Origin of the sequence: Pseudomonas sp. Kh14, from assembly GCF_900291005.1 — a bacterium.
Classification (GTDB): Bacteria; Pseudomonadota; Gammaproteobacteria; order Pseudomonadales; family Pseudomonadaceae; genus Aquipseudomonas; species Aquipseudomonas alloputida.
Map to the genome: position 1 here is coordinate 208,930 of NZ_OLKJ01000010.1, position 22,830 is coordinate 231,759.

Below are 22,830 nucleotides of genomic sequence, written 5' to 3' on the forward strand. Positions count from 1 at the left end.
GTTTTATCCGTTTCTTTTCTAGTTGCCGGACTGCTGCTAGTTTTGAGAGAGCAGGCACATAGACAAAGCAGTTATGAGTGATATAGGTTGAACGCACGGCTTCAGTATAAGTAACGCTATTCATATAGCCCGCAAGGCTGTTTCAAACGCATGACAGGGCTCGAAGAAAGGGAGGCTCATGAGCGAACCGGGACAGAAGCTGCGCCTGGGCGCGCTGATCGCACTGGTGGTCGGGTCGATGATTGGCGGCGGTATCTTCTCGCTGCCGCAGAACATGGCCGCGCGTGCCGATGTGGGTGCAGTGCTGATCGGCTGGGGGATCACCGCGGTCGGCATGTTGGCCCTGGCCTTCGTGTTCCAGACCCTGGCCAACCGCAAGCCGGAACTGGACTCAGGGGTATATGCCTACGCCAAGGCCGGCTTTGGCGAGTACATGGGCTTTTCCTCGGCCTGGGGCTACTGGATCAGCGCCTGGTTGGGCAACGTCGGCTACTTCGTACTGCTGTTCAGCACGCTGGGTTTCTACTTCCCGGTGTTTGGCGAAGGCAATACACCCATCGCCATCGGTTGTGCCTCGCTGCTGCTGTGGTCGGTGCACTTCCTGGTACTGCGCGGCATCAAGGAGGCGGCCTTCATCAACCAGGTCACCACCGTCGCCAAAGTGGTGCCTTTGCTCATTTTCGTGGTGATCGCTGCATTTGCCTTTCGCGCCGATATCTTCACCCGGGATATCTGGGGCTTGAGCAACCCACAATTCGGCAGCGTGCTGGAGCAGGTGCGCAACATGATGCTGGTGACCGTGTTCGTGTTCATCGGCATAGAGGGTGCCAGCGTGTATTCCGGGCGCGCCCAGCGTCGGTCAGACGTGGGCAAGGCCACGGTCATCGGTTTTCTGGGTGTGCTGGCGCTGCTGGTGCTGGTCAACGTGTTGTCGCTGGGCATCATGACCCAACCGGAACTGGCCGGGCTGCAGAACCCCTCGCTGGCCTCGGTGCTGGAGCATATCGTCGGTCCCTGGGGCGCCTTGCTGATCAGCCTCGGCCTGGCGGTCTCGCTGCTTGGCGCTTTGCTTTCATGGGCGCTGCTGTGTGCCGAAATCCTTTACGCCACGGCGCGGGACAAGACCATGCCGCGCTTTCTGGCCAAGGAAAACGCCAACCATGTGCCGGCTAACGCCCTGTGGCTGACCAACTGCATGATTCAGGGTTTCCTGCTGATTACGCTGTTCTCCGCCGGTACGTACACCAGTCTGATCTACCTGGCCTCGTCGATGATCCTGGTGCCCTACCTGTGGTCTGCGGCGTATGCCGTGTTGCTGGCGATGCGCGCAGAAACCTATGCCGGGCAGCCGAGGTTGCGGCGCAAGGACTTGCTGGTGGCGCTGGTTGCCCTGCTGTATGCCGTGTGGCTGCTGTATGCCGGCGGGCTCAAGTACCTGCTGCTTTCGGCGCTGCTGTACGCCCCCGGCGTCATCTTGTTCGCGAGGGCCAAGCATGAGCAGGGGCAGGCGTTGTTCACGGCCTGGGAAAAGCTGATTTTCGCCGCCGTGCTGGTGGGTGCCGCGCTGGCGGCCTACGCCTTGTATTCAGGGCTGCTGAGCTTGTGACGGGGCAGGGCAGGCGTGTTCCGGGCGTGACCAGATCCACAGGTTGCCCAGGGTCATGCCGGCGATTGCCAGGAATACCGGCCAGTGGTGTTCCAGAAAGGTCAGCATCAAGCCCGCGCACAGCAGCATGCTGATGGTTGCGCTGACCTTGGCGCGGCGCTGGATCACCTTGCCGTTGCGCCAGTTATGCAGAATTGGCCCGAACAGCCGGTGGTTCTCCAGCCATGCCGACAGGCGCGGTGAGCTGCGCGTGGCGGCCCAGGCGGCCAGCAGGATGAACTCGGTGGTCGGCAAGCCAGGAATCACAATGGCGACCAGGCCCACCCCGAGGCTCACGTAAGCCAGGATTGCATACAACAGGCGGGCGAGTTTCGAGCGGGCTGGTAGGGTCATGTTCTCACTGCATAAAACGGTTCGGCCACCGGAGGGGGGGCCGGCTACGGCGTATCAGACCAGCGCGGCATCCGCAGCGTAGGCGTGCTTGAGCAACTGGGTGAAGCGCTCAAAGGCAGCCACTGCACCGCGTTCGGCAGCCGCTTCCTCTTCAGGCGAGAGCGCCAGGCCATCGAGGATGCGGGTGAACTGCTTCCAGCCTTCGGCACGGCCACCGGCGGGCTCCCCCAGGTGACGGGCGCCGAAGCTGTCGGACAGTTCCAGGGCCACGGCACGCTTGATCAGAAACGCAGCGCCCAGTTTGGAGCCTTCGGAGACGAAGATCCAGCCCATTGCCTCGCCCAGGCTCGGCTTGCCCACGGCACCCGGTACGGCGGCCGGTACTTCGGTGTCGAGGTCGGCGAGGTCCAGGCGGGCCTGCTCGGCACGGCAGCGCTCAGCCAGATCAGGGACGATGGCGATCAGCTGAGGGTCGTTGTACAGGGCCTGCAGCTCGGACTGGAACAGGTACTGTGCGACGACGAAGCGGGCGAAACTTTCGCGGCTGTCGAAAGGCGCGTGGGATTTGACCAGGGCATCCAGCTCGGCGTGCGGGGCGTGGGTGATCTGGTTCAAGCGCTGGGAGCGCAGGGCTGGGCGTTCGGTCATGGGGGAGTCCTTGGAAAGAGGGCGTCTAGATACAAGACGAAACAGCGGGAGCGGGACAGTAAAAAAAGCCGGTATTTGTGTTGCCAGTACCGGCCTCTTCGCGGGTAAACCCGCCCCTGCAGGAACATCACAGGTTCAAGGCCTGCGTTGAACCTGTGGGCGCGGGCGTGCCCGCAAAGAGGCCGGTACAGACGTAACGCCTCAGATATCCCAAACCACATTGATACCGAAGTTGCGCCCCGGCATGGTCAGGCGGTCGATGTTGGCTGGCTGGGTCACAGCCGCCTCACCCTGGCCGTCGTAGCTGCGCACCGAATCCCACTGCCAGTATTTCTTGTCGGTAAGGTTGTACAGCCCGGCATTGATGGTGACGTCGTCGGTGACCTTGTAGTAGCCGGTCAGGTCCAGCACACCATAGCCCGGGGTGCGGAACTTCGAGGTAGAACCGTCAGGCGAATAGAAGGTGCTGTCGTCGACACGGGTCTTGCGCTTGACCAGCGTCCAGCTCAGCAAGCCACCGTAGTTCTGTTGCTCGTAGCCCAGGCCGAATACGCCCTTGAGCGGGTTGACACTGTTCAGCGGTTGACCGGTGTCATCGTTACGACCATAGGTGTAGGCAATCGAGGTTTGGGTATAGAGGCCCTGCGGTGCGCCGAAGTGGTCGAGGTTCAGGCGGCCCTTGAATTCGGCACCCTTGATCGTGGCGTGCTTGATGTTGTTGGCCTGGAAGGTCTGTTCCAGGTTGGCGCTTTGCACGGCATCTTCGTCGATGAAATCACGGTACTTGTTGTAGAACACTGCCACGTCGAAGTTGCCGGCGTCGAAGTTGCCACGCAGGCCGGTTTCGTAGCTTTTGCTCTTTTCAGGCTCAAGGTTCGGGTTGCCCTCCACGCGGTAGCCTTGGTCCAGGTTCTGGAAGCGGCCATACATGGCTTTGGCGGTCGGCGTGCGGAAGCCCTCTGCATATTGGCCGTACCAGGTGTAATTGTCGTTGAAGGCGTAGGTCAGGCCGAACTTGGGCGAGACGCGGTGCCACTTCTTGTCCGAATCGTCCTGGGCGGTAGGCGCCGTACCGCTGGACTCCAGACCACGCAGGAATTCCTCGGTGAATTTGGGCTCCATGCGGGTGTAGTCGTAGCGCGCGCCGGGCATGAAGGTCCAGTTGTTCCAGCGGATTTCATCCTGCGCGAACAGGCTGTAGGTATTCACGGTCGGGTCCGGGAAGTCGCTGACCAAGGCCTGCCCGTCACGCGCGCTGTCCTGTCCGATGGCTGTACAGGTACCACCGATGTTCAGGCAAGTGCCGGTGCCGCTACGTGAACCCGTGACTTTCTCCTGTTTGAGTGTGGTGCCGTAGGTAAACAGGTGGTCGGTTTGGCCAATGCTGAAGGCCTTGTCCAATTGGGCGTCGAATACCCACTGGCGATCCTTGTAGGTAGTCTGCCGGTCCCGAAACACTTGGCGTCCCGAGGCGACATACAGCTCATCGGTACGTTGGTCGGTCTTCGCAATCTGGTAGTTGAGGCTCCATTTGACGTGATCCGCGACCACGCTATCGAGGTCGAATTCATGATTGAGGCCGAAGCGCTCACGGGTGATCGTGTCGTTGCCTTGGCGCATGCGGTACGAGTTCATGCCACCGAAGCCCGGAATGAACGGCCCACCCACCGCGCTGAGGATGTTCTGGTCACGGTCATCCTTGTAGCGCTCATAGGTGAACCCCAGGCGTGCGTCGTCGGCGTAGTTCCAGCCCAGCTTGGCCAGCACGTTGGTGGTGCGCGCATCCATCGGGTTGGCTTCGGTGCGCGACAGGCCGTCGCCACTGTGGCTGCCGTGGGTTTCGGTCTCGTGGCCGTTGCGCTGGCTCAGGTGCAGCAGGCCGTCGAAGTCACCTTGGCGGCCGGCGACGGTGGCGGAGGTCAGCCAGCTTTCGTCGGCCGAGCTGTAGCCGGTTTTCAGGCGTGCACCCACGTCTTTGCCGGGCTTGATGATGTCGTCCGGGTCGAGGGTGAAGTAGCTCACCGCACCGCCGATGGCGTTGCTGCCATACAACACCGAGGCCGGGCCGCGGAGGATTTCCACACGCTTGACGATTTCCGGGTCGACATAGTTGCGCTGGGTCTGGGCGTAGGGGCCGTAGAAGAAGCTGTCGGGGATCGACACGCCGTCGACTTGGGTGAGGATCCGCTCGCCGTCGATACCACGGATGTTGTAGCCGTTCAGCCCGCTGCGCTGGCCGGTTCCGGATACCGAAACCCCCGGCTCGTAGCGCACCAGATCCTGGATATTGTTCACGTTCTGCCGGTCCAGTTGCTCACGGGTCTGCACGCTGACAGTGCTCGGCACCTGGCTGACGTCCTGTGCGCTGCGGGTGGCGCTGACGGTCACCTGCTGCAGGGCGATCACGTTGCTTGCGGTTTGGCGCTCCAGTACCACATTGCCGTTGCTGATCTTGCGAAAACTCAGCCCGGTACCCCGCAACAGGCGCTTGAGGGCAGCATCTGGCGGCAGCGAACCCTGTACGCCTGGCGAAGCCACGCCGTCGGCCAGCTCGGCGCTGAAGCCGACCTGCCAGCCGGTGACCTGGCTGAAGGCGTTGATCGCCGACACCAGTGGCTGCTGGCCGATGCTGAAGCGGTAGTCGCCCATGCGCGGGCTGCTGGCCTGGGCCGGCTCGGCGGCCAGAGCCGGCAGGCTGCAGGCGCCGCTGGCGAGCAGGGCAAGGGTCAACAGGGACAGTTGTCCTGTACGGCGGGGAAGGTTGGACGAGCGGGTAGGACCAGTGGACATCGGAAGCGCTCCCAGACGCGCGGGCTGTTATAGGTGATGGCTGTTCTCGTTCTCAAACAAGAATCAGTTGCATTGGCTATAACGAGACGGGCGGGCGAGTGCGATCGCGTAAAAATAATTCAGGGGTCAGTTCAGGATGACCAGCGCCGGGTACTCATGCAGTTGTGCCGAGGTGATGTGAGCCAGTGCGCGCAGGGTTTCCAGCGGCTGGTCGAGGCGGTAGTTACCGGTGACGGCAACGTGCTCCAACTGCGCATTGCGGTTGATGATCCAGCCCGGGTAGTACCGCTGAACTTCGGCCAGCACCTGGCTCAACGGGCAGTTCTCGAACACCAGGCGGCCGTCGATCCAGGCCAGGTCCTTGTGCATGTCGGGGCGCTGGCGCTGGCCAAAGCCTTGGGGGCCGACGCTGATGCTGTCGCCGGCACTCAGGCGGATGCGCTGGTCGCGCTCGCCCTGCAGGTCGACATCGCCGCGTTGCACCCGTACCTGGGCCTCGCCGTCAAGGTAGCGCACGGCGAAGTCGGTGTCGCGCACCTGTGCGCGCAACGGCCCGGCTTCCACCTCCAGCGGCAGCTGCGCGCCCTCGGGGACCTGGAAGTAAGCTTCGCCCTGTAGCAGGCGGGCGACCTGGCGGCCGTCCTGGCGTTCGCTGGCGAATGCCGAATTGGTGTTGAGCAGCACTTTTGCGCCGTCTTCCAGTTGCAGGCGCTGGCGCTCGCCGACCACCGTAAGGTGGTCGGCCTGCAGGCGCATGGGCAGGTTACCGACGGTGAACAGCCCGACCAGCAGCAGCGCTGCGGTGGCCAGGGGTTTCCAGTGACTGCGCAGGCGCCCGCGCCATGAGCGGCGTTGCTGCTGGTGCATGTGCGTGGCCACCTTGTGCAACGGCGTACCGTTCCACAGCGCCTCGGCTTCGACATAGGCCTCGGCGTTTTCTGGCGCGGCGCTCAGCCAGGCTTCAAAGGCCTGGGTGTCTGCGGCATCTGCGCATTGCAGGCGCACCAGCCAGTCCAGCGCCTCGTCCATGGCACGAGCACGGGCATCAGGCCTGGCAGGTGACGGGCGAGGGGTAGGGCTGTCGGTCACGGTGAATCCTTGAATGGTTTTTTTGCGAATGATCAAGGCTAAGGCGGGGTGTGGCAAGGGCTTTGCGTTGCCGTTCGCCTGGGGTCAGTTACTTGAGTCGTTCGGCAACACCCATGCAGATTGCCATGATCAGTTTCAGTTCCTTTTGTACCGTGCTGGGCGAAACACTCAGTTGTTCGGCGATTTCCAGATAGGTGGCGCCATGCAGGCGGCTGAGGATGAAAATGCGTTGTTGGCGTTCGCTCAGTTGATTGAGGCTGACGCTGAGGTGCTTGAGCAACTGCTCGGCGTGGGCGGCATCCTCGCTGCTGGTGGCGGGCGCGGCGACACTGTGCAGCACTTCGTCGGGCACGTCGTCGACCAGCATGCGTGCCTGCACCCGGCGTGCACGCAGGTGGTCCAGCGCCAGGTTGCGCGCGGTCTGAAACACGAACGGCTCGATGTGCTCGATGGGCCGCTCGCCCAGCGCGCGAGACACCCGCAGGTAGGTTTCCTGCAGCAGGTCTTCGGCCGTGCTGGGGTTACCGACCATGCGCTGCAGGGTACGCAGCAGGGTGAGGCGCTGAACGAGGAAGACGGAATTGAACCGGGACTGACTCACGGGGGGACCTGGCCGACGAAAGGTTAATGATAATGCTTATCATCCGTGCGGCAGGTCAAGTGTGGAATTATCAGGAAAAGGTAAAGATTGTAGTCGCTGGATGTCGTTTGCTTTTTTGTGGGAGCGGCCTTGCGTCGCGAAAGGACCGCAAAGCGGTCCCAGCGATATGTGCAGCAAAGCTCAGATTCCGGGGCTGCTTTGCAGCCCTTTCGCGACGCAAGGCCGCTCCCACACGGGGCGCGTCAGCCAGCCCGGTGCAGCGCCAGGCAGTTATCCAGCATCCGGTTGCTGAACCCCCACTCGTTGTCATACCAGGCCAGCACCTTGAGCATCCGCCCGTTGGCCCGGGTATGGTTGGCATCGAAGATCGACGACAGCGGGTTGTGGTTGAAATCGCAGGAAACCAATGGCAGGGCGTTGTAGCCCAATACCTTGGAATGCTTGCTGGCCTCGAGGAACAGCTGGTTGACTTGCTCGGCCGTGGCCTCGCGCTTGAGGTTGACGGTGAGGTCCACCAACGACACGTTGATGACGGGCACCCGCACCGCCATACCGGTCAGCTTGCCGGCCAGCTCCGGCAGCACCAGGCCCACGGCCTCGGCGGCGCCGGTCTTGCTCGGGATCATCGACTGGGTGGCTGAACGCGCGCGGTACGGGTCGCTGTGGTAAACGTCAGTCAGCACCTGGTCGTTGGTGTAGGCGTGGATGGTGGTCATCAAGCCTTGCTCGATGCCGAACTCCCGGTGCAGCACCTGGGCGATCGGCGCCAGGCAGTTGGTGGTGCAGGAGGCATTGGAAATGACCTGGTGCGATGCGCGCAGGATGTCGTGGTTGACCCCGTATACCACGGTGGCATCGGCACCCTTGGCCGGCGCCGAGACAATCACCTTGCCCGCCCCGGCGGCCAGGTGCGCAGCGGCTTTGGCGCGGTCGGTGAACAGCCCGGTGCACTCGAACACCACGTCGATCGCCTCGGCCTTCCAGGGCAGTTCGGCCGGATTGCGAATGGCACTGACCGCGATACGGTCACCGTTGACCGTCAGGCTTTCGTGGTCGGCCTCGACGGTCGCGTCGAAGGTGCCGTGGACACTGTCGTACTTGAGCAGGTGGGCATTCATGGTGCTGTCGCCCAGGTCGTTGATGGCGACGACCTGCAGGTCCTGGCGGTAGCCTTGGGTATACAGTGCGCGCAGGACATTGCGCCCGATTCGGCCGAATCCATTGATGGCGATGCGAAGGGTCATGGCAGTACCTCTGGCAGTTCGAGTGAAACCTGTGGCACAAAGGAGCTTCACTGAAACGGTTTTGTTGTTGGAATTACAAGATTATTCACTGGCTGATAGAAAACAAGCCTTTTTAGTGGCAGTATTTTGTTTAAATATACAACGAGTGGTTGGGCGTCGTGCCTCCACCGATGCAGCGGGCTCCTAACCATGAGCCTAGGCCGCAATCGTTTGGAGGGGAAATGCCCGGTAAACCGCCCTTACAATTAGCCTGGAGTCCAGTACATGCATCCGCGCATCCTTGAGGTCACCCAGCGGCTGGTCGAACGCAGCCGCGCCACCCGCGAACGCTACCTGCAACTGATTCGCGGCGCGGCCAGTGAAGGCCCCATGCGTGCCAGCCTGCAGTGCGCCAACTTCGCCCACGGCGTGGCCGGTTGCGGCAGCGAAGACAAGCAGACTCTGCGCCTGATGAACGCGGCCAACGTGGCCATCGTCTCGGCCTACAACGACATGTTGTCTGCCCACCAGCCTTACTTGCACTTCCCCGAGCAGATCAAGCAGGCCCTGCGCGAGGTCGGCTCGGTCGGCCAGTTCGCCGGTGGCGTGCCGGCCATGTGCGACGGGGTGACCCAGGGCGAGCCGGGCATGGAGCTGGCGATCGCCAGCCGTGAAGTGATCGCGATGTCCACGGCGGTAGCGCTGTCGCACAACATGTTCGACGCGGCACTCATGCTGGGCATCTGCGACAAGATCGTCCCCGGCCTGATGATGGGCGCGTTGCGCTTCGGCCACCTGCCGACCATCTTCGTCCCGGGTGGGCCAATGGTTTCCGGCATCTCCAACAAGCAGAAGGCCGACGTGCGCCAGCGCTATGCCGAAGGCAAGGCCAGCCGCGAAGAGCTGTTGGAGTCTGAGATGAATTCCTACCACAGCCCCGGAACCTGCACCTTCTACGGCACCGCCAACACCAACCAGTTGGTGATGGAGGTGATGGGGCTGCACCTGCCGGGCGCCTCGTTCGTCAACCCGTACACGCCGCTGCGTGATGCACTCACCGCCGAGGCTGCGCAGCAGGTGACGCGCATGACCAAGGCCAGCGGCAGTTTCATGCCGCTGGGCGAAATCGTCGACGAGAAGGCGCTGGTCAACTCCATCGTCGCGCTGCACGCTACCGGCGGCTCGACCAACCACACCCTGCACATCCCGGCGATCGCCCAGGCTGCGGGTATCCAGCTGACCTGGCAGGACATGGCCGACCTCTCCGAAGTGGTGCCGACCCTGTCGCACGTCTACCCCAACGGCAAGGCCGACATCAATCACTTCCAGGCTGCCGGCGGCATGGCTTTCCTGATTCGTGAACTGCTCGACGCCGGCCTGCTGCACGAAGATGTCAACACCGTGGCCGGCCATGGCCTGCGCCGCTACACCCAGGAACCCTTCCTCGACAATGGCAAGCTGGTGTGGCGCGAAGGGCCGCAACAAAGCCTGGACGAAAGCATCCTGCGCCCGGTGTCTCGACCATTCTCGGCCGAAGGCGGCCTGCGGGTGATGGAAGGCAACCTGGGCCGTGGCGTGATGAAAGTCTCTGCCGTCGCCCCCGAGCACCAAGTGGTCGAGGCCCCGGCGCGGGTGTTCCAGGACCAGCAGTCGCTGGCCGACGCGTTCAAGGCCGGTGAGCTGGAGCGTGACTTTGTCGCGGTGGTGCGCTTCCAGGGCCCGCGCTGCAATGGCATGCCGGAACTGCACAAGCTGACCCCGTTCCTCGGTGTATTGCAGGACCGTGGCTACAAGGTTGCGTTGGTCACCGACGGGCGCATGTCCGGTGCCTCGGGCAAGATCCCCGCGGCCATTCACGTTTGCCCGGAGGCTTACGACGGCGGCCCGCTGGCGCGGGTGCGCGATGGTGATATCGTGCGGGTCGATGGAGTCGAAGGCACGTTGCGGATCATGGTGTCGGCCGAAGAACTGGCCAGCCGTGAGCTGCCGCCGGCACCCCAGGGCAACGACCTGGGTTGTGGGCGCGAGCTGTTCGGCTTCATGCGCATGGCGTTCAGCCCGGCAGAGCAGGGCGCCAGTGCCTTTACCTCGGCCCTGGAGCACCTCAAATGAAGCACCTGCTGGTTGGTGATATTGGCGGCACCAATGCCCGTTTTGCGTTGTGGCGTGACAACCAGCTGCATGAAGTAAATGTTTTCGCCACCGCGGACTACACCAACCCCGAGCAGGCCATCGAGGCCTACCTGGAAAGCCAAGGTATCGCCCGTGGTGGCCTGGCGGCGGTGTGCCTGGCGGTGGCCGGCCCGGTCGATGGCGATGAATTTCGCTTCACCAACAACCACTGGCGCCTGAGCCGCACGGCATTTTGCAAGACCTTGCAGGTCGAGCGACTGTTGCTGATCAATGATTTCACCGCAATGGCGCTGGGCATGACGCGTCTGCGCGAAGGCGAGTTCCGCGAGGTTTGCCCCGGCCAGGCCGACCCCTCGAGGCCGGCACTGGTGATCGGGCCAGGTACTGGCCTGGGTGTGGGCTCGCTGCTGCGCCTGGGCGAACAGCTCTGGAAGGCCCTGCCGGGTGAAGGCGGGCATGTTGACCTGCCGGTAGGCAATGCTCGCGAAGCGGCAATCCACCAGCAGATCCACAGTCAGATCGGCCATGTCAGCGCCGAGGCCGTGCTCAGTGGGGGTGGCCTGGTGCGGCTGTACCAGGCGATCTGTGCGCTGGACGGCGACACGCCCAGGCACAAGACCCCGGCGCATATCACCGATGCCGCACTGGGCGGTGAGCCTCGTGCGCTGGCGGTGGTCGAGCAATTCTGTCGTTTCCTTGGGCGAGTGGCGGGTAACAATGTGCTGACGCTGGGCGCGCGAGGCGGGGTCTATATTGTGGGCGGTGTGATTCCGCGCTTTGCCGAGCTGTTCCTGCGTAGCGGGTTTGCTGCGAGTTTTGCCGACAAGGGGTGTATGAGTGGCTATTTCACCGGGGTTCCGGTGTGGCTGGTGACGGCGGAATATTCCGGGTTGGAGGGGGCAGGGGTAGCGTTGCAGCAGGCGTTGGATCACTGAGGGGGCCGCTTTGCGGCCCCGATGGCAATACCCGACAGCAGGCAAAAAGACCTGTAATCAACAAGAGGAAGGACCACCTTGAGCACTGCCGGCAAATCGATCCTGATGGTCGACGACGACCAGGAAATTCGTGAACTGCTGCAAACCTACCTGAGCCGCTCCGGCTTCCAGGTGCATGCCGAGGCTGACGGCAAGGGCTTTCGCCACGCGCTGGAAACCACGCCCTGCGACCTGGTCATTCTTGACGTCATGTTGCCCGACGAGGACGGCTTCAGCTTGTGCCGCTGGGTACGCCAGCACCCACGCCAGGCGCGCGTACCTATCATCATGCTCACCGCCAGTTCGGACGAGGCCGACCGTGTCATCGGCCTGGAGCTGGGTGCTGACGACTATCTGGGCAAGCCGTTCAGCCCCCGCGAACTGCAAGCGCGAATCAAGGCTTTGTTGCGCCGCACCGAGTTCGGCCAGACGGCGCCGGGCAGCGCCGTGCTGGCCTTCGACGACTGGCGCCTGGACACGGTCAGCCACCGCCTGTTCCACCGTGATGGAGAGGAGGTGATCCTCTCTGGCGCCGACTTTGCCCTGCTCAAACTGTTCCTCGATCACCCGCAGCAAATCCTCGACCGCGACACCATCGGCAACGCTACCCGTGGCCGCGAACCGATGCCGCTGGACCGTATCGTCGACATGGCGGTCAGCCGTCTGCGCCAGCGCCTGCGCGATACCGACAAACCTCCCCGGCTGATCCGCACCGTGCGTGGCAGTGGCTACTTGTTGGCGGCGCATGTCTGCTGTGCGCCCTGAGCGGCCCTGGCGCCTGCTGCCGCGCTCCTTGCTGGGGCGCATGCTGCTGCTGACCTTGCTGGTTGTCCTGCTGGCCCAGGGCTTGTCCAGCATTATCTGGGTTTCCCAGCTGCGCGCCAGCCAGCTTCAGGGGCTGCGTGCCAGCGCCAGCAGCCTGGCCCATTCCATGAGTGCCAGCGTCAGTTACTTCCGCTCGCTGCCGGTGGCCTATCGGCCGCTGGTGCTCGACCAATTGCGCAGCATGGGCGGCACGCGTTTCTTTGTTTCGCTCAACGCCACGCCGCTAGACATGCAGGCACTGCCCGTCACCCCTCGCAAGCAGGCGGTGATCGATGTGTTCCAGCAGGTGCTGCACGAGCGGCTGGGTTCACAGATGGAAATTTCCGTGGAGTTTGTCGGGCCTGACGATCTGCGCATCTTCAACAGCGGCCTCAAACTCGACGAACTACCGCGCTCGTGGGCCCATTATTCGCTGACCCTGGAACCGCTGAAACCCCCGGTACTGGTCACGCAGATCCGCTTGGGCGAGGGCGAGTGGTTGTACATCGCCTCGCTGTTGCCCGAACCGTACACGGGGCTGGAAGCCGAACGCCTGCCGCGCCAGCAGATCGGCTTCATCGTGCTGACCACGGCCTTGCTGTTGCTGTTCATCGGCTTGCTGGTGCATTGGCAAAGCTGGCCACTGAAGCGCCTGGCGCGGGCCGCCCGAGAGATGTCGCTGGGTGCCGATGTGGCGCCAGTGCCTGAAGCGGGCGGCAGTGAAGTGGTCGAGGTGAGCCGGGCATTCAACAGCATGCGCGAGCGTATCAGCCGTTACCTGACCGAACGCAGCCAGCTGTTCAGCGCCATTTCCCACGACCTGCGCACGCCGATCACCCGCCTGCGCCTGCGTGTCGAACTGCTGGAAGACGAGCGATTGCAGGCCAAGTTCAGCCAGGACCTGGACGAACTGGAGTTGCTGGTCAAAGGCGCGTTGCAGTGCGTAAAGGACACCGACATCCACGAAAACATCGAGCCGGTCGACCTTAACCAGGTGCTGGAGATTCTGGCCGAGCCTTACCTGGGCGATGGTCGCATCACCGTCGAGGGCCAGGCGCTGGCGCCATACCCGGGCAAGCCGCTGGCATTGCGTCGTTGCATCGGCAACCTGATCGACAACGCCATCAAGTACGGCGAACGGGCGCGGCTGCGCATCATCGACGGGGCAGAGGGTTTTGTGCTGCAGGTGGATGACCAGGGGCCCGGGGTGCCGCAACAGCAGCTGGAACAGGTGTTCGAGCCGCATTTCCGTCTGGCCGGGCAGCAGCAGGGGTATGGGCTGGGGTTGGGCATTGCGCGCAACATCGCCCATAGCCATGGGGGCGAGGTGAGCTTGCTTAACCTGCGGGAGGGCGGGCTGCGGGTGACCCTGTATCTGCCGCGGGGTATGGATTGAATTTTTGGGGGGCCCGCACAGGCACCCAAAATGTCACTGCCCGGTGACAATCCCGTCGTCCTTCGTGACATCCGCCCTGACCCCGCTGGCTAGAATTTGCAAACGACTGGCAAGGATCAAGCTGGCCCATGACCCCCCTCAACCTGTCCGTTAACAGCTGGCTCAATGCCCCGGCCCACACCGCCTGGCGCCTGGCTGAAGCACAGCGCCTGCTGGCCTTTGCCGAGGCCGCGAAACTACCCGACGGTTTCGGTAACCTGGATGCCAATGGGCAACTCGCCCCCGGTGCCCGTGCTGAAACCATCAACACCGCCCGCATGACCCATTGCTTTGCCTTGGCCCACCTGCAGGGCATCCCTGGTAGCCTGGCCTATGCCGAGCACGGTGTGGCAGCGCTGCGCGGTGCCATGCAGGATGCCACCCACGGCGGTTGGTTCGCCCATCCTGGCGGCCACGACGATAGCGGCAAGGCGGCGTACCTGCATGCCTTCGTCGCGCTGGCCGCCAGCTCGGCGGTGGTGGCCGGCGCTGTCGACGCCAATACGCTATTGGCAGACGCAATCCAGGTGATCGAAGCGCATTTCTGGAGCGAAGACGAAGGTGCTCTGCGGGAAACCTTCTCCCGCGCCTGGCAGCTCCCCGAGCAGTACCGGGGCGCCAACAGCAACATGCACGCGACCGAGGCCTTCCTGGCCTTGGCAGATGCCACCGGCAACAGCCTGTGGCTGCAACGCGCCCTGCGCATCGCCGAACGCATCATCCGTACCCATGCCGCCGCCAATGGTTATCGGGTGATCGAACATTTCGATGCCCATTGGCAGCCGCTGCCGGATTACAACCTCGAACACCCCGCCGACCACTTCCGGCCTTATGGCACTACACCCGGGCATGCCCTGGAGTGGGCACGGTTGCTGTTGCATCTGGAGGCCGGTCTCGAGCAGGCCGGTCTGCATGCTCCGCAATGGCTGGAAGCGTGTGCCCGCGCATTGTTCGACACAGCCTGCCAACAGGCCTGGGGCGTCGATGGCGAACCGGGTTTCGTCTACACCCTGGACTGGGCTGATCGCCCGGTGGTGCATGCACGACTGCACTGGGTGCACGCCGAGGCCTGCGCCGCTGCGGCAGCCCTGTTGCAACGCACCGGCGAGGCGCACTACGAACAGTGGTACCGCTGCTGCTGGGACTTTATCGGCAATCATTTCATCGACCCCGTCGGCGGCAGTTGGCACCACGAACTCGATGCGCACAACCAGCCGGCCGGCACCCTCTGGCCGGGCAAGCCCGACCTCTATCACGCCTACCAGGCGCTGCTGCTGCCAGGTTTGCCCCTGGCCCCCAGCCTGGCCAGCAACCTGGCCGGCAATGTAACCAAACGATGACATTCACGCATCGCTTCGTTACCTGACGAGGCGGGCGTGCTGTTTAGACTTCATGCAACGCAAGCGATCGACTTGCACGGCATAACAACAAGAAAGGTGCTTCGATGAATTCCACGCTCCGTTTCGCTGCCGCAATTTCCTTTTTCTCGTTGATCCCTTTGGGTACCCAGGCTGCTGACGCCAAAGGCAGCGTCGAAGTGGTGCACTGGTGGACCTCCGGTGGTGAAAAAGCAGCGGTCGATGTGCTCAAGGCCCAGGTCGAAAAAGACGGCTTCACCTGGAAGGACGGCGCCGTTGCCGGCGGCGGTGGTGCCACGGCCATGACCGTGCTCAAGAGCCGCGCAGTAGCTGGCAACCCGCCGGGTGTTGCGCAGATCAAGGGCCCGGACATTCAGGAATGGGCGGCCACCGGCCTGCTGGATGAGGATGTGCTCAAGGGCGTGGCCAAGGAAGAAAAGTGGGGCACCCTGCTGGACAAGAAAGTCGCCGACACCGTGAAGTACAAGGGTAATTATGTCGCCGTGCCGGTGAATATCCACCGTATCAACTGGCTGTGGATCAACCCCGAAGTGTTCAGGAAGGCCGGCATCGACAAGGCGCCCGCCACCCTCGATGAGTTCTATGCCGCCGCCGACAAGCTCAAGGCCGCCGGTTTCATCCCGCTCGCCCATGGTGGCCAACCCTGGCAGGACAGCACAGTGTTCGAAAGCGTGGTGCTGTCGGTGATGGGCGTCGATGGCTACAAGAAGGCCTTGGTCGACCTCGACAGTGCAACGCTGACCGGGCCGCAGATGGTCAAGGCGCTGACCGAGCTGAAGAAGGTCGCCACCTACATGGACCCGGACGGCAAGGGCCAGGACTGGAACCTGGAAGCCGCCAAGGTCATCAACGGCAAGGCCGGCATGCAGATCATGGGCGACTGGGCCAAGAGCGAATGGACCCTGGCGAAGAAAACCGCCGGCAAGGATTACCAGTGCGTGCCGTTCCCCGGTACTGACAAGGCCTTCCTGTACAACATCGACTCGTTGGTGGTGTTCAAGCAGAACAACGCCGGCACCTCTGCCGGGCAGCAGGACATTGCGCGCAAAGTACTGGGGGAGGACTTCCAGAAACTCTTCAGCATCAACAAAGGGTCGATCCCTGTGCGTAACGACATGCTCGCCGACATGGGCAAGTATGGTTTCGATGCCTGTGCTCAAACCTCCGCCAAGGACTTCCTGGCCGACGCAAAAACGGGCGGCCTGCAACCGAGCATGGCGCACAACATGGCCACCACGCTGGCCGTGCAGGGCGCGTTCTTCGATGTGGTGACCAACTACATCAACGACCCCAAGGCCGACCCGGCCGATGCGGCGAAGAAGCTGGCGGCGGCTATCAAGGCTGCCCAGTAACGGCTGTTCGCGGGCACGCCCGCTCCCAGATGGGCCCTGCTCCCCACTGTTCCTGGTCATGACGCCGGACCTGTGGGAGCGGGCTTGCCCGCGAAGCGGTGCGTAGCACCGCCACTACCTCGGGATCCAATACATGACTACGACCACCGCCCAATTGCGGGCCTCACCCCTGGACGCGCTTCAGCGCTGGCTGCCCAAGCTGGTGCTGGCGCCCAGCATGTTCATCGTCCTGGTGGGCTTCTACGGCTACATCCTCTGGACCTTCGTGCTGTCCTTCACCACCTCGACCTTTCTGCCCACCTATAAGTGGGCGGGCCTTGCGCAATACGCCCGTCTGTTCGACAACGACCGCTGGTGGGTGGCGAGCAAGAACCTGCTTCTGTTCGGCGGCCTGTTCATCGCCATCAGCCTGGCCATCGGTGTGTTGCTGGCGGTGCTGCTGGACCAGCGCATCCGTCGCGAGGGCTTCATTCGCACCATTTACCTATACCCTATGGCACTGTCGATGATCGTCACCGGCACGGCCTGGAAGTGGCTGCTCAACCCGGGCATGGGCCTGGACAAGCTGCTGCGCGACTGGGGCTGGGAGGGCTTTCGCCTGGACTGGCTGATCGATCCCGACCGGGTGGTGTATTGCCTGGTGATCGCGGCCGTGTGGCAGGCTTCGGGCTTCATCATGGCCATGTTCCTTGCCGGCTTGCGTGGCGTCGACCCGTCGATCATCCGCGCTGCGCAGATGGATGGCGCCAGCCTGCCGCGCATCTACTGGACCGTGGTGCTGCCCAGCCTGCGCCCAGTGTTCTTCAGCGCGCTGATGATCCTTTCGCACATCGCCATCAAGAGCTTCGACCTGGTGGCGGCAATGACGGCCGGCGGCCCGGGTTACTCCTCCGACTTGCCGGCAATGTTCATGTACTCGTTCACCTTCAGCCGCGGCCAGATGGGCATGGGCTCGGCCAGCGCCATCCTGATGCTCGGGGCAATCCTGGCGATCCTCGTGCCTTACCTGTACTCGGAGCTGCGGAGCAAACGCCATGCATAGTCCTGTCGACAAGCCGGTGCTCAGCCTCAGCCGTATGGTCATCCATGGCGTATTGCTGATCGCCGTGCTGCTGTATCTGGTACCGCTGGTGGTGATGCTGCTGACCAGCTTCAAGACCCCCGAAGACATCACCACCGGCAACCTGCTGAGCTGGCCTGCAGTGATTACCGGCATAGGCTGGGTCAAGGCCTGGGGAGCGGTCAGCGGTTACTTCTGGAACTCGATCATGATCACCGTGCCCGCGGTACTGATCTCCACCGCTATTGGTGCACTGAACGGCTATGTGCTGTCGATGTGGCGCTTCCGAGGTTCGCAACTGTTCTTCGGCCTGCTGCTGTTCGGCTGTTTCCTGCCGTTCCAGACCGTGCTGCTGCCGGCCTCGTTCACCCTCGGCAAGCTTGGCCTGGCCAGTACCACTAGCGGCCTGGTGCTGGTGCATGTGGTCTACGGCCTGGCCTTCACCACGCTGTTCTTCCGCAACTTCTACGTGAGCATCCCCGACGCATTGGTCAAGGCCGCGCGGTTGGACGGTGCCGGGTTCTTCACCATCTTCCGCCGCATCATCCTGCCGATGTCCACGCCGATCATCATGGTCTGCCTGATCTGGCAGTTCACCCAGATCTGGAACGATTTCCTGTTCGGCGTGGTGTTCTCCAGCGGCGACTCGCAACCGATTACCGTAGCCCTGAACAATCTGGTCAATACCAGCACCGGGGCCAAGGAATACAACGTCGACATGGCGGCAGCAATGATCGCTGGCCTGCCAACCCTGCTGGTCTACGTGGTGGCAGGCAAATATTTCGTGCGCGGGCTGACGGCCGGCGCGGTCAAGGGGTAAGCCATGGCAACGCTCGAACTTCGCAATGTGAACAAGACCTACGGCAGCGGCCTGCCGGACACCCTCAAGGACATCCAGCTGTCGATCAAGGACGGCGAGTTCCTGATCTTGGTGGGCCCGTCGGGCTGCGGCAAGTCGACCTTGATGAACTGTATCGCCGGCCTGGAGCAGATCACCGGCGGCGCCATCCTCATCGACGAGCAGGACGTCAGTGGCATGAGCCCCAAGGACCGCGATATCGCCATGGTGTTCCAGTCCTATGCGCTGTACCCCACCATGAGCGTGCGCGAGAACATCGAGTTCGGCCTGAAGATCCGCAAGCTGCCCCAGGCCGCCATCGACGAGGAAGTGGCGCGGGTAGCCAAGTTGCTGCAGATCGAACACTTGCTGGCGCGCAAGCCGGCGCAGCTGTCCGGCGGCCAGCAGCAGCGTGTGGCCATGGGCCGGGCGCTGGCGCGGCGACCCAAGATCTACCTGTTCGATGAACCCCTGTCCAACCTCGATGCCAAGCTGCGGGTCGAAATGCGCACTGAAATGAAGTTGATGCACCAGCGCCTGAAGACCACCACGGTGTACGTCACCCATGACCAGATCGAGGCCATGACCCTGGGCGACAAGGTGGCGGTGATGAAGGACGGCATCATCCAGCAGTTCGGCACCCCGCAGCAGATCTACAACGACCCGGCCAACCAGTTCGTGGCCAGCTTTATCGGTTCGCCGCCAATGAACTTCATTCCGGTGCGTCTGGCCAGGCAGGATGGCCGCTTGCTGGCGCTGCTCGACAGCGGCCAGGCGCGCTGCGAACTGCCCTTGGGGGAAGCTGCTGACGCGCTTGAGGGGCGCGAGATCATCCTCGGCATCCGCCCTGAGCAGATCGCCCTGGGCGCTGCTGACGGCAATGGTTTGCCGGCTATCCGCGCCGAGGTGCAGGTGACAGAGCCCACCGGGCCGGACCTGCTGGTGTTCGTCACGCTCAACCAGACCAAAGTGTGCTGCCGCCTGGCGCCAGATGTGGCGTGCCGGGTGGGTGACACCCTCAACCTGCAATTCGACCCGGCCCGGGTGCTGCTGTTCGACGCTGCCAATGGCGAGCGCCTGCACCTGGCCAGCACTGGCGCAACTACAAAGGACAACGTGGCTCACTTCAAAGGCCGTTGACTCGTCTACACCATCAATAAGAAAAAGAGGACGCAAAGGGATGGAACAGCGCAAACGCATCAAGACACTGGGATCGCTGGCCTTGCTTGCACTTGTAGGCAGCAGCGGTACACAGGCTGCCGAGGCTTTTTCCAGTGAATCCAAATGGATGACCGGCGACTGGGGCGGCACCCGGACCGAGCTGCTGGACAAGGGCTATGACTTCACGCTCGATTATGTGGGTGAGGTGGCTGGCAACCTGCACGGCGGCTACAACGACGACAAGACTGCACGCTACAGCGACCAGTTCGCCCTCGGCGCGCATCTGGACTTGCAGAAGATACTGGGCTGGCATGATGCCGAGTTCAAATTGGCGATCACCGAGCGAAGCGGCCGCAACCTGTCCAACGACCGCATCAGCGACCCGCGCGCGGGGCAGTTCAGCTCGGTGCAGGAGGTGTGGGGCCGTGGCCAGACCTGGCGCCTGACCCAGATGTGGATCAAGCAGAAGTACTTCGACGGCGCGCTGGACGTGAAATTTGGCCGTTTTGGCGAGGGCGAGGACTTCAACAGCTTCCCTTGCGACTTCCAGAACCTGGCCTTCTGCGGCTCGCAGGTGGGCAACTGGGTGGGCGGCATCTGGTACAACTGGCCGGTCAGCCAGTGGGCGCTGCGGGTGAAGTACAACATCACCCCGGCGTTCTTCGTGCAGGTCGGGGCCTTCGAGCAGAACCCTTCCAACCTGGAAACCGGCAACGGCTTCAAGCTCAGCGGCAGTGGTACCAAGGGTGCGATCTTGCCGGTGGAAGCGGTGTGGTCGCCCAAGGTCAATGGCCTGCCGGGCGAGTACCGCCTGGGTTACTACTACAGCACGGCCAAGGCTGACGATGTGTACGACGACGTCAACGGCAACCCGCAGGCGCTGACAGGTGAAGCCTTCAAGTCGCACTCCAGCAAGCACGGATGGTGGGTGGTGGCGCAGCAGCAGGTCACTGCCCACGGTGGCGACGTCAACCGGGGCCTCAGCCTGTTCGCCAACTTCACCGTGCACGACAAGGCCACCAACGTGGTCGACAACTACCAGCAGGTGGGGTTGGTCTACAAAGGCGCTTTCGACGCCCGGCCCAAGGATGACATCGGCTTCGGCGTGGCGCGTATTCATGTGAATGACGACGTGAAGAAGCGTGCCGAACTGCTTAACGCACAGAGCGGCATCAACGATTACGACAACCCAGGTTTCGTGCCGCTGCAGCGCACCGAATACAACGCAGAGCTCTACTATGGCTTCCACGTTACCAACTGGCTGACCGTGAGGCCCAACCTGCAGTACATCAAGAGCCCTGGCGGGGTGGACGAGGTGGATAACGCGCTGGTCGCTGGCTTGAAGATTCAGTCGTCATTCTGAGGCAACTTGTTGTAAATTTACGCCAATCCATTTTCGGTCCCCGGCACCCACTGGTCTGCAGTGGGTGTTGGGGATAGGCCGAGACAGCGCTATCTCAAACAACAAGAGCTCTGAACCATGCCCGAACATCCGCTCCATCGCTTCTTTTCCTCGCAGCGGCCCCGGCCGACATTCGAGTGGGAGCGTTATCAGCAGCGCGATGTCCTGATCATCGATCACCCCCGTTGCCAGGCGGTGTTCAGCCGCCAGGGCGCGCAGTTGCTGCACTTTCAACCAGCGGGTGAACGGCCGTGGCTGTGGTGCGCCGAACAGTGGCCGCAGGTGGGGGCGATCCGCGGTGGTGTGCCGGTGTGCTGGCCATGGTATGGCCGTCATCCCAGCGAAGACCTGTGGCCGGCCCACGGTTGGGCGCGGTTGCTGGACTGGAAGCTGGTGGACAGCCGTGAGGACGAGGAGGGCGTGACCCTGAAATGGCGGCTGGACCTGTGCGACTGGCAGGTCGACCTGCATGCCCGGCTGGGTAGCCGCATGGAGCTGAGCCTGAGCACCGAACATCAGGACAGCGAACCCTGCCAGTTGAGCCATGCGCTGCTGGCGTACTGGCGCATCAGTGACGTGTCCGAGATAGCGCTGTCTGGGTTGGAAGATATTGAGGGCTACGACCGCCTCAACCGCCAGGCTTGCCGTGAAGATGGCGCGCTGAAGCTCAAGGGCGGCTGCCAGAAGGTCTACCCCGGTACGCCACGGGTGCAATTGCAGGACCCGGCCTGGCAGCGCGAGCTGTGCATCGACACCGGTGACAGCGACGACACCGTGGTCTGGCACCCTGGCAATCGCCCGCTGATGGGGGTGACTGGCCGCGAGTCGCAGCGTTTTGTCTGCGTCGAGGCGACCAGCGGCAGTGGCGAAGGCCTGAGCCTGGCACCTGGGCAGCGTGCGCACCTGCGTTTGCAGGCGCACCGGCTCAGTTGAGTTCGTCGTCCTCGATCGGGTAACGGCTGGCGTTGAGGCTTTCCTTGATCTTGCGCAGGTGAGGCTGGAAGTCCACGCCGCGGCGCAAGGTCATGCCGGTGGCCAGTACATCGAGCACGGTCAGCTGGATGATCCGCGAGGTCATTGGCATGTAGATGTCGGTATCTTCCGGCAGCGGAATGTGCAGGCTCAGGCTGCAGGCATTGGCCAGTGGCGAGCCTGCGGCGGTGAGGCCCAGCACCGAAGCGCCGTTTTCACGTGCCAGGCGCGCCACTTCGACCAGTTCGCGGGTGCGCCCGGTGTAGGAAATGATCACGAACAGATCGCCGGTGTGGGCGACCGAGGCCAGCATGCGCTGCATCAGCACATCGGCGTGGGCCGACACGGCCAGGTTGAAGCGGAAGAACTTGTGCTGCGCATCCAGGGCCACCGGGGCTGAGGCGCCGAGGCCGAAGAAGTGGATCTGCCGGGCCTGGATCATCATGTCCACGGCGCGGCTGACCTGCTGCGGGTCCAGTTGCTGGCAGGCGCTGTCAAGCGAGGCGATGGCGCTGGCGAAGATCTTCTGGGTATAGGCGGCCGGGTCATCATCGGCCTCTACTGCGCGGCTGACATAGGCGGCACCACTGGCCAGGCTCTGCGCCAGTTGCAGCTTGAGCTCGGGGTAGCCGCTGACGCCGAACGAGCGGCAGAAGCGGTTGACGGTCGGTTCGCTGACCTTGGCCGCCTGGGCCAGCGCAGCGATGCTGAAACGGGTGGCTTGTTGCGGGTTGAGCAGGATGACTTCGGCGACTTTGCGTTCGGCCTTGTTCAGCTCGTCGAGGCGGCCCTGGATCTGTTCCAGGAGGTTTCGCACGCGGTCCATGGGTGTGTCCTTGGGTCGGGAAGACAGCCGGCTGTGTGAGCAGCAGGCTTTTTGCACGGTCGTCTATCGTACTGTCGGTGCGGTTGGCGTACCACTTGTCTGTAACACTTGTGTGTAATGTTGTGGTTTTTACTACATTATCCC

19 protein-coding genes are annotated in these 22,830 nt (G+C 63.0%); 12 read left to right on the top strand and 7 right to left on the bottom strand.

From position 1 onward, the window contains the following. Positions 1-178 precede the first annotated feature (178 nt). Positions 179-1,606, top strand: a complete 1,428-nt coding sequence (gene arcD / locus FQ668_RS04575; protein ID WP_019438106.1) for an arginine-ornithine antiporter — start codon at positions 179-181, stop codon at positions 1,604-1,606. On the opposite strand, the gene FQ668_RS04580 is transcribed toward arcD, so the two are convergent. From FQ668_RS04580 to gap, 6 genes are all read right to left on the bottom strand, one after another. Continuing rightward, positions 1,586-1,999: a YbaN family protein gene (locus FQ668_RS04580; RefSeq protein WP_014589854.1), complete on the bottom strand. Its 414-nt coding sequence runs from the start codon at positions 1,997-1,999 to the stop codon at positions 1,586-1,588. The two genes, arcD and FQ668_RS04580, sit on opposite strands and share 21 nt — an antisense overlap. A 54-nt stretch (positions 2,000-2,053) precedes the next feature. Beyond that, complete coding sequence (locus FQ668_RS04585; protein WP_014589855.1) at positions 2,054-2,647, bottom strand: biliverdin-producing heme oxygenase; 594 nt, start codon at positions 2,645-2,647, stop codon at positions 2,054-2,056. A 201-nt stretch (positions 2,648-2,848) separates the two neighbouring features. Further along, entirely contained in the window at positions 2,849-5,437 is a 2,589-nt protein-coding gene (locus tag FQ668_RS04590; RefSeq protein ID WP_019438107.1) for a TonB-dependent receptor, read from the bottom strand. Positions 5,438-5,563: 126 nt separating this feature from the next. Further along, positions 5,564-6,526 carry a FecR domain-containing protein gene (locus FQ668_RS04595; RefSeq protein ID WP_019438108.1) on the bottom strand — a complete coding sequence of 321 codons (963 nt, stop codon included), beginning with the start codon at positions 6,524-6,526 and terminating at the stop codon, positions 5,564-5,566. Between the two features lie 88 nt (positions 6,527-6,614). Continuing rightward, positions 6,615-7,127, bottom strand: a complete 513-nt coding sequence (locus FQ668_RS04600; protein ID WP_003255059.1) for an RNA polymerase sigma factor — start codon at positions 7,125-7,127, stop codon at positions 6,615-6,617. 242 nt (positions 7,128-7,369) lie between these two features. Further along, a complete protein-coding gene (gene gap, locus FQ668_RS04605; protein WP_014589858.1) occupies positions 7,370-8,371 on the bottom strand; it encodes a type I glyceraldehyde-3-phosphate dehydrogenase in 1,002 nt (333 codons plus the stop codon). 264 nt (positions 8,372-8,635) lie between these two features. Here gap and edd point away from each other — a divergent pair, with 264 nt between their 5' ends. The 11 genes from edd to FQ668_RS04660 all read left to right on the top strand — a co-directional run bounded on the left by edd (position 8,636) and on the right by FQ668_RS04660 (position 21,821). Then, entirely contained in the window at positions 8,636-10,462 is a 1,827-nt protein-coding gene (edd, locus tag FQ668_RS04610; protein WP_014589859.1) for a phosphogluconate dehydratase, read from the top strand. Next, positions 10,459-11,418 (top strand): glucokinase, encoded by a 960-nt coding sequence (locus FQ668_RS04615; protein WP_019438109.1) that lies wholly within the window; start codon positions 10,459-10,461, stop codon positions 11,416-11,418. Before edd ends, FQ668_RS04615 begins: the two co-directional genes overlap by 4 nt. 78 nt (positions 11,419-11,496) lie before the next feature. Next, positions 11,497-12,222, top strand: coding sequence for a two-component system response regulator GltR (gene gltR, locus FQ668_RS04620; RefSeq protein WP_014589861.1), 726 nt, complete (start codon positions 11,497-11,499; stop codon positions 12,220-12,222). Continuing rightward, on the top strand, positions 12,203-13,657 hold the full coding sequence (locus FQ668_RS04625) for an ATP-binding protein (RefSeq protein ID WP_019438110.1): 1,455 nt from the start codon (positions 12,203-12,205) through the stop codon (positions 13,655-13,657). Before gltR ends, FQ668_RS04625 begins: the two co-directional genes overlap by 20 nt. A 128-nt stretch (positions 13,658-13,785) precedes the next feature. Next, a complete protein-coding gene (locus tag FQ668_RS04630) occupies positions 13,786-15,036 on the top strand; it encodes an AGE family epimerase/isomerase (RefSeq protein ID WP_019438111.1) in 1,251 nt (416 codons plus the stop codon). A gap of 104 nt (positions 15,037-15,140) precedes the next feature. Continuing rightward, positions 15,141-16,427: an ABC transporter substrate-binding protein gene (locus FQ668_RS04635; protein ID WP_019438112.1), complete on the top strand. Its 1,287-nt coding sequence runs from the start codon at positions 15,141-15,143 to the stop codon at positions 16,425-16,427. Between the two features lie 133 nt (positions 16,428-16,560). Continuing rightward, positions 16,561-17,469, top strand: a complete 909-nt coding sequence (locus FQ668_RS04640; RefSeq protein WP_003255050.1) for a carbohydrate ABC transporter permease — start codon at positions 16,561-16,563, stop codon at positions 17,467-17,469. After that, positions 17,462-18,307, top strand: coding sequence for a carbohydrate ABC transporter permease (locus tag FQ668_RS04645; RefSeq protein WP_019438113.1), 846 nt, complete (start codon positions 17,462-17,464; stop codon positions 18,305-18,307). Before FQ668_RS04640 ends, FQ668_RS04645 begins: the two co-directional genes overlap by 8 nt. Positions 18,308-18,310: 3 nt before the next feature. Next, the gene (locus FQ668_RS04650) at positions 18,311-19,465 is read left to right on the top strand and encodes an ABC transporter ATP-binding protein (RefSeq protein ID WP_014589866.1); all 1,155 of its coding nucleotides are present in this window, start codon (positions 18,311-18,313) and stop codon (positions 19,463-19,465) included. A gap of 40 nt (positions 19,466-19,505) precedes the next feature. Then, a complete protein-coding gene (locus FQ668_RS04655; protein ID WP_004575641.1) occupies positions 19,506-20,849 on the top strand; it encodes a carbohydrate porin in 1,344 nt (447 codons plus the stop codon). A 117-nt stretch (positions 20,850-20,966) separates the two neighbouring features. After that, positions 20,967-21,821 (top strand): D-hexose-6-phosphate mutarotase, encoded by an 855-nt coding sequence (locus FQ668_RS04660; protein ID WP_003255044.1) that lies wholly within the window; start codon positions 20,967-20,969, stop codon positions 21,819-21,821. Here the strand turns inward: FQ668_RS04660 and hexR are convergent. Further along, positions 21,814-22,677, bottom strand: coding sequence for a DNA-binding transcriptional regulator HexR (gene hexR, locus FQ668_RS04665; RefSeq protein WP_169774905.1), 864 nt, complete (start codon positions 22,675-22,677; stop codon positions 21,814-21,816). The two genes, FQ668_RS04660 and hexR, sit on opposite strands and share 8 nt — an antisense overlap. Positions 22,678-22,830: the final 153 nt, after the last annotated feature.

Bases quoted from the DNA above. Each gene is read 5' to 3' on its own strand.
- FQ668_RS04655 (WP_004575641.1), top strand. From the start codon at position 19,506: ATGGAACAGCGCAAACGCATCAAGACACTGGGATCGCTGGCCTTGCTT.
- FQ668_RS04660 (WP_003255044.1), top strand. From the start codon at position 20,967: ATGCCCGAACATCCGCTCCATCGCTTCTTTTCCTCGCAGCGGCCCCGG.
- FQ668_RS04630 (WP_019438111.1), top strand. From the start codon at position 13,786: ATGACCCCCCTCAACCTGTCCGTTAACAGCTGGCTCAATGCCCCGGCC.
- FQ668_RS04650 (WP_014589866.1), top strand. From the start codon at position 18,311: ATGGCAACGCTCGAACTTCGCAATGTGAACAAGACCTACGGCAGCGGC.
- FQ668_RS04640 (WP_003255050.1), top strand. From the start codon at position 16,561: ATGACTACGACCACCGCCCAATTGCGGGCCTCACCCCTGGACGCGCTT.
- FQ668_RS04635 (WP_019438112.1), top strand. From the start codon at position 15,141: ATGAATTCCACGCTCCGTTTCGCTGCCGCAATTTCCTTTTTCTCGTTG.
- FQ668_RS04585 (WP_014589855.1), bottom strand. From the start codon at position 2,647: ATGACCGAACGCCCAGCCCTGCGCTCCCAGCGCTTGAACCAGATCACC.
- FQ668_RS04580 (WP_014589854.1), bottom strand. From the start codon at position 1,999: ATGACCCTACCAGCCCGCTCGAAACTCGCCCGCCTGTTGTATGCAATC.
- FQ668_RS04645 (WP_019438113.1), top strand. From the start codon at position 17,462: ATGCATAGTCCTGTCGACAAGCCGGTGCTCAGCCTCAGCCGTATGGTC.
- FQ668_RS04615 (WP_019438109.1), top strand. From the start codon at position 10,459: ATGAAGCACCTGCTGGTTGGTGATATTGGCGGCACCAATGCCCGTTTT.
- arcD (WP_019438106.1), top strand. From the start codon at position 179: ATGAGCGAACCGGGACAGAAGCTGCGCCTGGGCGCGCTGATCGCACTG.
- FQ668_RS04625 (WP_019438110.1), top strand. From the start codon at position 12,203: ATGTCTGCTGTGCGCCCTGAGCGGCCCTGGCGCCTGCTGCCGCGCTCC.
- FQ668_RS04590 (WP_019438107.1), bottom strand. From the start codon at position 5,437: ATGTCCACTGGTCCTACCCGCTCGTCCAACCTTCCCCGCCGTACAGGA.
- gap (WP_014589858.1), bottom strand. From the start codon at position 8,371: ATGACCCTTCGCATCGCCATCAATGGATTCGGCCGAATCGGGCGCAAT.
- edd (WP_014589859.1), top strand. From the start codon at position 8,636: ATGCATCCGCGCATCCTTGAGGTCACCCAGCGGCTGGTCGAACGCAGC.